The 8,319-nt window shown below is 75.6% G+C and carries 7 protein-coding genes and 1 pseudogene; 3 read left to right on the top strand and 5 right to left on the bottom strand.

Annotated features, from left to right (window positions below; all coding sequences use genetic code 11):
- From KIK08_RS35250 to KIK08_RS35230, 5 genes are all read right to left on the bottom strand, one after another.
- Positions 1-3,918: Lhr family ATP-dependent helicase (locus KIK08_RS35250; protein ID WP_214407656.1), on the bottom strand; the 3,918-nt coding region annotated here is incomplete at its 3' end.
- Between the two features lie 138 nt (positions 3,919-4,056).
- On the bottom strand, positions 4,057-4,920 hold the full coding sequence (locus tag KIK08_RS35245; RefSeq protein WP_214407655.1) for an arginase family protein: 864 nt from the start codon (positions 4,918-4,920) through the stop codon (positions 4,057-4,059).
- Positions 4,921-4,925: 5 nt separating this feature from the next.
- Entirely contained in the window at positions 4,926-5,702 is a 777-nt protein-coding gene (locus tag KIK08_RS35240) for an arginase family protein (protein ID WP_214407654.1), read from the bottom strand.
- A 4-nt stretch (positions 5,703-5,706) separates the two neighbouring features.
- Entirely contained in the window at positions 5,707-6,201 is a 495-nt protein-coding gene (locus tag KIK08_RS35235; RefSeq protein WP_214407653.1) for a DUF3291 domain-containing protein, read from the bottom strand.
- A gap of 64 nt (positions 6,202-6,265) precedes the next feature.
- Positions 6,266-6,442 carry a hypothetical protein gene (locus KIK08_RS35230; protein WP_214407657.1) on the bottom strand — a complete coding sequence of 59 codons (177 nt, stop codon included), beginning with the start codon at positions 6,440-6,442 and terminating at the stop codon, positions 6,266-6,268.
- Positions 6,443-6,603: 161 nt separating this feature from the next.
- Here KIK08_RS35230 and KIK08_RS35225 point away from each other — a divergent pair, with 161 nt between their 5' ends.
- From KIK08_RS35225 to KIK08_RS35215, 3 genes and pseudogenes are all read left to right on the top strand, one after another.
- On the top strand, positions 6,604-6,798 hold the full coding sequence (locus KIK08_RS35225) for a DUF3046 domain-containing protein (RefSeq protein ID WP_214407652.1): 195 nt from the start codon (positions 6,604-6,606) through the stop codon (positions 6,796-6,798).
- Between the two features lie 181 nt (positions 6,799-6,979).
- Positions 6,980-8,017 carry a recombinase RecA gene (gene recA / locus KIK08_RS35220; RefSeq protein ID WP_214407651.1) on the top strand — a complete coding sequence of 346 codons (1,038 nt, stop codon included), beginning with the start codon at positions 6,980-6,982 and terminating at the stop codon, positions 8,015-8,017.
- A 2-nt stretch (positions 8,018-8,019) separates the two neighbouring features.
- Positions 8,020-8,319, top strand: a pseudogene (locus tag KIK08_RS35215) (hypothetical protein); the annotation flags it as partial.

Here is an 8,319-nt window from a genome sequence, read left to right as displayed (position 1 = left end):
CGATTCGCCCGCGTCGACGAGGGTGCGCGCGGCGCGGTCGGCGAGCTCGCGGAAGAACAACGCGCCGCCGCCGGTCGGCGGGGCCGCCGGGTCGGGCAGGCCCAGCGCGGCGAGCAGCGCCCGGTGCAGCGGGGTCGCGGCGAGGTCGGGCTCCGGGTCGGGCAGGAGCAGGTCGGCCACGTCGGCCGGGGCCACCGCCAGCCAGCCGTCGCTGCCGGCCAGGGCGCCGCAGCCGACCCAGGTGACCTCGCCGGCCGCGGTGAGCTCGTCGAGCAGGGCCGGGCTGTAGCCGGGCAGCCGGGCGGGCAGCACCAGCGACTCCAGCGCGCTCGCCGGCAGCGGCGCCCCGGCCAGCTGCTCGACCACGCCGAGCACGTCCTCCGCGCCGGGCGCGCGGCGCATGCGACCCCGTCGCCCTCCGTCGCCCGCCGCGCGCACGCCCTGCCACGCCGGCAGGAACCGCCCCAGCGCCCGCTGCTCGACCGGCTCCACCTCGGCGCGCAGCCGGGCCAGCGAAGCCCGGCGCAACCGGCGCAGCACCTCGGCGTCGCAGTACTCCAGGCCGCCGTCGTGCGCGACCCCCGAGCCCGTGGGCGACCCGACCGGGCGCAGCTCGCCGCGCACCAGCCGGCCCGCGCCGACGAGCCGGTCGAGGACGCCGGTGACCACGGCGACGCCCAGGCCGAACCGCTGCGCGCACTCGGCGGCCGGGAACGGGCCGTGCGTGCGGGCGTAGCGCAGCACCAGGTCGCCCAGCGGGTCGGCCACCGGCTCGGTGAACGTCTCCGGGACGCCGACCGGGAGCGCGGCGCCCAGCGCGTCGCGCACGCGGCCCGCGTCCTCGATGGACAGCCAGCGCTCCTCGCCGCCGATGCGCACCCGGATCGCCCGCCGGGTGGCCTCCAGCTCGGCGAGCCACTCGGCGCGCGCCCCGCGGGCGGCGGCCTCCTCGGTGGTCAGGTCGCCCAGGAAGCGCAGCAGGTCGGCGGCGCCCTCGGCGTCGCGGGCGCGGCGGTCCTCGGCGAGGCGCTGCAGCGACTCCTCGACCTCGGCCAGGACCTCCGGGTCGAGCAGCTCCCGGATGGCCTCGGAGCCGAGCAGCTCGGCGAGCAGGGTGGAGTCGAGCGAGAGGGCCGCGGCGCGGCGCTCGGCCAGCGGGGCGTCGGACTCGTAGAGGAACATCCCGACGTAGCCGAACAGCAGGCTGCGGGCGAACGGCGAGGGCGCCGGCGTGGCCAGCTCGACGACGTGCACCTTGCGCGACTGCACGTCGGACATCAGCTCGCGCAGGCCCGGCAGGTCGTAGACGTCCTGCACGCACTCGCGCATCGCCTCGAGCGTGACCGGGAACTGCTCGTACTTCGCGGCCACCGCGAGCAGCTGGGCGGACTTCTGGCGCTGCTGCCACAGCGGGCTGCGCCGCCTCGGGTCGCGGCGGGGCAGCAGCAGCGACCGGGCGGCGCACTCGCGGAACCGCGACGCGTACAGCGACGAGCCGCCCAGCTCGGCGACCACGATCTGCTCGACCTCGGCCGGGTCGAGCAGGACGTCCTCCGCGGTGGGCACCACCTCGGAGCCGCTGTCGTCGACGGCGTCGGGCAGCCGCAGGACGATGCCGTCGTCGGCGGCCGACGCCTGGACCTCGACGCCGCGCCGCTCCCGCATCCGGGCCGCGATGGCCAGCGCCCACGGGCCGTTGACCTGCGACCCGAACGGCGAGTGCACCACGAGCCGCCAGTCGCCCAGCTCGTCGCGGAAGCGCTCCACCAGGATGGTCCGGTCGCTGGGGACGTGGCGGGTGGCGTCGCGCTGCTCGTGCAGGTAGGCGAGGAGGTTGTCGGTGGCCCACCCGTCGAGCCCGGCCGCCGTGGCGCGCTCCCGGGCGGCGGTGTCGTCGAGGGCGGACATCTCCCGGACGAACGCGCCGACGGCGCGGCCCAGCTCCAGCGGCCGCCCGATCGACTCGCCCTTCCAGAACGGCATCCGGGCCGGCACCCCCGGTGCCGGGGTGACGATGACGCGGTCGTGGGTGATGTCCTCGACCCGCCAGCTGGAGGTGCCGAGCAGGAACGTGTCGCCCACGCGGGACTCGTAGACCATCTCCTCGTCGAGCTCGCCCACCCGCGAGCCCGCGCCGTCGGCCCCGCCGGGGGTCATCACCGCGAACAGCCCCCGGTCGGGGATGGTGCCGCCGGAGGTGACCGCGAGCCGCTGCGCGCCCGGGCGGCCCTGCAGCCGGTCGGTCACCCGGTCCCAGGTGATGCGCGCGCGCAGCTCGCCGAACTCCTCGGACGGGTAGCGCCCGGCGAGCATGTCGAGCACCGAGTGCAGCGCGGAGTCGGGCAGCGCGGCGAAGGGCGCCGCGCGGCGCACCACGGCCGCCAGCTCGGACACCGTCCACGGCTCGATCGAGACCATGGCCACGACCTGCTGGGCCAGCACGTCGAGCGGGTTGCGCGGGTAGCGGCGCGACTCGATGGCCCCGCCGGCCATCCGCTCGGCGACCACCGCGCACGACACCAGGTCGCCGCGGTACTTCGGGAACACGACGCCGCGCGACACCGCGCCGACCTGGTGGCCCGCGCGCCCGACGCGCTGCAGCCCGGAGGCCACGCTGGGCGGCGCCTCCACCTGCACGACCAGGTCGACCGCGCCCATGTCGATGCCCAGCTCCAGGCTCGACGTGGCCACCACGCAGGGCAGCACGCCGGCCTTGAGCTCCTCCTCGACGAGCGTGCGCTGCTCGCGCGACATGGACCCGTGGTGGGCCTTCGCCACCGTGGCCGGGGCGCCGCCGCCGATGCCGGACTGCCCGATCGCCTCCGCGGGGAACGCCCCGGCCTCGTCGGCGCGGGCCTCCTCCTCGGCGAGCTCGGCGGCCAGCTCCTCGGCGGCGAGCTCGTTGAGCCGCGAGGTGAGCCGCTCGGCCAGCCGCCGGGAGTTGCTGAACACGATGGTGGAGCGGTGCTGGCGCACCAGGCCGAGCAGCCGGCGCTCGACCGCCGGCCAGATCGACGGGCGCTCCGCGGTGCCGGCGGCGGAGCCGATGACCTCCTCGTCCGACGAGCCGGGCGCCGGGCGCTCGTCGAGGGCGGCGAGGTCGGGCACCGGGACCTCGACGGTGACCTCGATGGTCTTCGGGATGGGCGGCTGCACGACCTCCAGCGGGCGGGTGCCGGCCAGGAACGTGGCGACCTCGTCGATCGGGCGCACGGTGGCGGACAACCCGATCCGCTGCGCGGGCCGGCGCACGGGGCGGTCCGGACCGGCCCGCGGGCGCGGCGAGTCGAGGTCGGGCGCGGCAGTATTGCCGGCGGCGGCGTCGGCGTCGGGGTCGCGCGTGAGCAGCTCGTCGAGGCGCTCCAGCGACAGCGCCAGGTGGGCGCCGCGCTTGGTGTCCAGCACCGCGTGCACCTCGTCGAGGATGACCGTGCGCACCCCGCGCAGCGACTCCCGCGCGGCCGAGGTGAGCAGCAGGAACAGCGACTCGGGCGTGGTGACCAGGATGTCGGGCGGGGTGCGGGCGAACCTGCGGCGCTCGTCGGTCGGGGTGTCGCCGGTGCGCATGCCGACCGTGATGTCGGGCACCGGCAGCCCGAGGCGCTGCCCGGCCTGCCGGATGCCGATCAGCGGGGAGCGCAGGTTGCGCTGCACGTCGACCGCGAGCGCCTTCAACGGCGACACGTAGAGCACCCGGCAGCGGTGGCGCGGGTCCTCCGGGACCGGGTCGGTGGCCAGCCGGTCGAGCGCCCACAGGAACGCCGACAGCGTCTTGCCCGAACCGGTGGGCGCCACGACGAGCGCGTGCTTGCCCGCCTGCGCCGCCGCCCAGGCGCCCTCCTGGGCGGGGGTGGGCGCGGCGAAGGCCCCGCGGAACCAGTCGCGGGTGGCGGGGGAGAAGCCGTCCAGAGCGCTCATCGCTCTCCCTCGCCGCGCTCGGTCGGCGCTGCGCCGAGGCGCGGCGCCGATGGTTCCCTCGCAAGCTCGCTCACGGCCTCCATGATGCGCCGACGGACCGACAGTTCCCGGCCGCCGGGTGCCCCGGACGGGGGAGCCTCAGCCGCGCGCCCGGTCGTAGACGCCCCAACCGACCCCCTGCACGGGGGGCCACTGCGTGACGTTGCGCCGCCAGGTGCAGGCCAGGCCGGCCGCCACGACGTCGCCGGTGGCCTGCACCGCCCGCAGCGCCGAACCCAGCCGCTCGGGCGTCGGCCCGCCCGGCGCCGGGAACCGCAGCCCGTCCACGTGGGCCGGGTCCAGCACGTCGAAGTCGACGTGCAGGTAGCAGGGCCGGCGGGGGAGCAGCAGGCCGGCGACCTCGTCGACGCCGACGCGCCGGACCGCCGAACCGGCCAGGAACTCCTCCTCCGCCGGGTCCAGGTCGCGCGCGCCGACCAGCACGACGTCGCGCTCGCGCACCGGCCGCAGGCCCAGGCGCTCGGCGCAGGTCCGGTCGCCCCCGCCGAGCAGCTGGCGCAGCACCATCCCGCCCGGGTAGCCCGACGGGGAGCTCTCCGGGGTGTGCAGGCAGGCGTGCGCGTCGAACCAGACGACCACCGGGTCCGCGCCGGCGCGCTGCATCCCGGCCACGACGCCCAGCGCCGTCGTGTTGCAGCCGGACTGCACGACCGGCACCCAGCGGTTGCCCATGTCCGCGGCGACCTTGGCCGCGACCAGCTCCTGCAGCACCGCCAGCCGCTCCCACACGGTGCCCGGCGGCAGGTCGGCGTGGACGATGTCACCGATCTCGATGACCGGCTCCAGCTCCGGCTCGTGCTCGTCCAGGTGGAACGGCACGTCGACGGAGTTGGCGTCCTCCGGGCCGTCGCGCAGCAGCGGGATCTCGTCGCGGTTGAACGTGCGCCGGTACGGACCCAGGTGCAGGACCTCGCGGCGGGGTCGGTGCCCGGGCCGGCGCATCCGGGCTAGCGGCCCGGGCCGCGGGCCAGCTCGGCGGCGACATCGCGGGCCGCCCGCCCCGGCTCGACCCCCTCCGGCCAGGTGCAGGCCAGCCCGATCGCGGCCACGCGGCCGGTGTCCAGCACCGCGCGCAGCCCCGCGCGCACCGCGTCGGTCGGCGGTCCGCCCGGGACGGGGTACATCACGCCCGGGACCTCGGCGGCGTCGAGCACGTCGAGGTCGATGTGCAGGTAGATCGGGCGGTCGGGGAGCGGCAGGTCGGCCAGGCCCGGCACGTCGACCCGGCGGATCGCCGAGGAGGCCAGGAACTCCGCCTCCGCCGGGTCGAGGTCGCGGGCATCGACCAGGACGACGTCGTGCTCGTCGACCGGGCGCAGGTCGAGCCGCCGCGGACCGGTGCGCTCGGCGCCGCCGACCAGCTGGCGCAGCGGCATCCCGCCCGGGTAGCCCGAGGTCGAGGTCCACGGGGTCTGGACGTCGCCGTGCGCGTCGAGCCAGACGACCGCCGGGTCGACGCCGGCGCGCTGCAGGCCGGCGACCGTGCCGAGGGAGGTGGTGCAGCACCCGGAGACCACGAGCGGGACACCACCGGCGGTCGCGACCCCGGCGACCTCGTCGGCCACGGCCGCGTGCAGGGCGGCGAGCCGCTCCCAGACGGTGCCCGGCGCCAGCTCCGGGAGCACGGTGCGCCCGGTGTCGACCGGGACGCGCAGGCCGGGCAGGTGGGCGTCGAGGTGGAACGGGACGCCGATGGTCCCCTGGGCGGTGGCGGGGGCGCTCACGGCGTCAGGCCCGGCAGAACGCGTCGCCGTCGACCCGCGGGGCGGGCGCGCCGGGCACGGCGTCGGGGGCGGGGAACGGGCTGCGGAAGGTGAACGCGCGCGGCGTCGGACCGTTGCGGCGCAGGTGGTCGAGGCGTTCCTCGGCGTCGGCCACCGTCGGACGGGTGCCGTCGGGGACCCACCACAGCACCTGGAACGCCTCGCGCATGCGGGAGAACCACTGCCGGCGCCGCGCCATGACCTCGCGGTGGTGGCCGGAGTAGACGTAGCCGGCGAGCGCCTCGACCGAGGTCCACACGCTCATGTTGACGATGAGCCGGTCGTCGCCGAAGCCGCGCACGGCGGTGGCGTCGCCGTCCTCGGTCTGCATCCGCCACACGAAGCCGGGCGCGCCGTCGGCGAGCGCGTTGAGCGGCTCGAGTTCGGCCACGAAGCCGGCCAGTTCGGGTGTGCTCAGCGGGGCGACGGGCAGGGCGATGTTCACCTGGGCGAGCTGCACCGGACCGACCTTATGCGGCGTCGGGACCGCTCAGCAGGTGGATTTCGTGGTCGACCCCTCCGGGTCAGCGCCGCCGGTTCGTCCACCACCAGCGCAGCGTCACGACCAGCGCGGCCAGCAGGCCGACGAGCACCACGATCCGCCCGAGCGGCGAGGACAGGCCCGTCGGGTCGCCCGGCGTGGTCCAGAACGCCCACCCGGACGCCGTGGAACCGGACAGGAGCGCCATCCCGAACAGCACGGCCCCGACGGTACCCGTGACCGTGCGGTGCCCTTCCGTCGAGAACGACGTTGTCGTGATCGACAAGCCCTGTTGATCACGACAACGTCGTTCTCGACGGGGTCGGTGGGGCGGTGGGCCATCCGGGCGTCGGTATGTCCGAGGGCGCTAGCGTGGAACGGATGCGACTGACCTACTTCCGCGAGCTCATGGACGGCGAGTTCGGGCCGGTGCGGGCGGCCTCGCTGGCACGCGACCACGTGTTCGCCGAGCTCGGTGGGCTGACCGTGGACGAGGCGCTGGAGAAGGGGTACTCGCCGCGCGAGGTCTGGCTGGCCGTCTGCCGGGCCTACGACGTGCCGCCCGCGCGCCGCTGAGCGCGACATCGTAGCCGCACGGCGCGTCCACGCGGAGATCGAACACTTGTTCGCTACGCTGTTGTCCACATCGGGTCCGGTTGTCCACAGATCGCCGGCCGCGAACCCGCACTGTCGGTGGTGCCCCCTACCGTCGGCGCCAACAGATCGAACCGTCAAGCACACGAGGTGGAGAACGGCGATGACCGCACCGGATCGCACGAAGGCGCTCGAGCTCGCCATCGCGCAAATCGAGAAGAACCACGGCAAGGGTTCGGTGATGCGGCTGGGCGACGACACCCGCCCGCCGATCGGGGTCATCCCCACCGGGTCCATCGCGCTGGACGTCGCACTCGGCGTGGGCGGGCTGCCCCGCGGCCGCGTCGTGGAGATCTACGGCCCGGAGTCCAGCGGCAAGACCACGGTCGCCCTGCACGCGGTGGCCAACGCGCAGGCCCAGGGCGGCATCGCCGCCTTCATCGACGCCGAGCACGCGCTGGACCCGGAGTACGCCAAGGCCCTCGGCGTCGACACCGACGCCCTGCTGGTCTCCCAGCCCGACACCGGCGAGCAGGCGCTGGAGATCGCGGACATGCTGATCCGCTCCGGCGCGCTGGACATCATCGTCGTCGACTCGGTGGCCGCGCTGGTGCCGCGGGCGGAGATCGAGGGCGAGATGGGCGACAGCCACGTCGGCCTGCAGGCCCGGCTGATGAGCCAGGCCCTGCGCAAGATCACCGGTGCGCTGAGCAACTCCGGCACCACGATGATCTTCATCAACCAGCTGCGCGAGAAGATCGGCGTCATGTTCGGCTCGCCGGAGACCACGACCGGTGGCAAGGCGCTGAAGTTCTACGCCTCGGTCCGGCTCGACATCCGCCGCATCGAGACCCTCAAGGACGGCACCGACATGGTCGGCAACCGCACCCGGGTCAAGGTCGTGAAGAACAAGGTCGCCCCGCCGTTCAAGCAGGCCGAGTTCGACATCCTCTACGGCGTCGGCATCAGCCGGGAGGGCTCGCTGGTCGACGTGGGCGTCGAGCAGGGCATCGTGCGCAAGTCCGGTGCCTGGTACACCTACGAGGGCGACCAGATGGGCCAGGGCAAGGAGAACGCCCGCAAGTTCATGCGGGAGAACCCCGACGTCGCCGCCGAGATCGAGAAGAAGATCAAGGAGAAGCTCGGGATCGGCGCGCAGCTCGACGCCGAGACCCCGCTGCCCACCCCGGTCGACTTCTGAGCATGGCCGACCAGCCGGCCCCCGGCCCCCCGGCCGGGTCCGGCGGCTCCCGGACCAGGGTGGCGCGCTTCGACGACGTCCCGGAGCACCGCGCGGGCGCCGAGCGCGACCGGGTCGCCGACCTGGGTGCGGTCGGCGACAGCGCGGTCGGTGCGACAGGCGCGGCCGACGGCGGGCCGGGAGCGCGGGGGCACCGGGTCGCCGGGCTCGACACCCTGGTCGCCCACGGGCCGGCCGCGCCGGTGGCCCCGATCGCCGAGATGGGCGCCGACCGGCGCGACACCGCCAAGGTCGCCGGCCTC

The sequence above is a fragment of the Pseudonocardia lacus genome, from assembly GCF_018531445.1.
Taxonomy (GTDB): Bacteria; Actinomycetota; Actinomycetes; order Mycobacteriales; family Pseudonocardiaceae; genus Pseudonocardia; species Pseudonocardia lacus.
The sequence above is the reverse complement of the archived record's forward strand: the minus strand, read 5'-3'. Positions and strand labels throughout refer to the sequence as shown.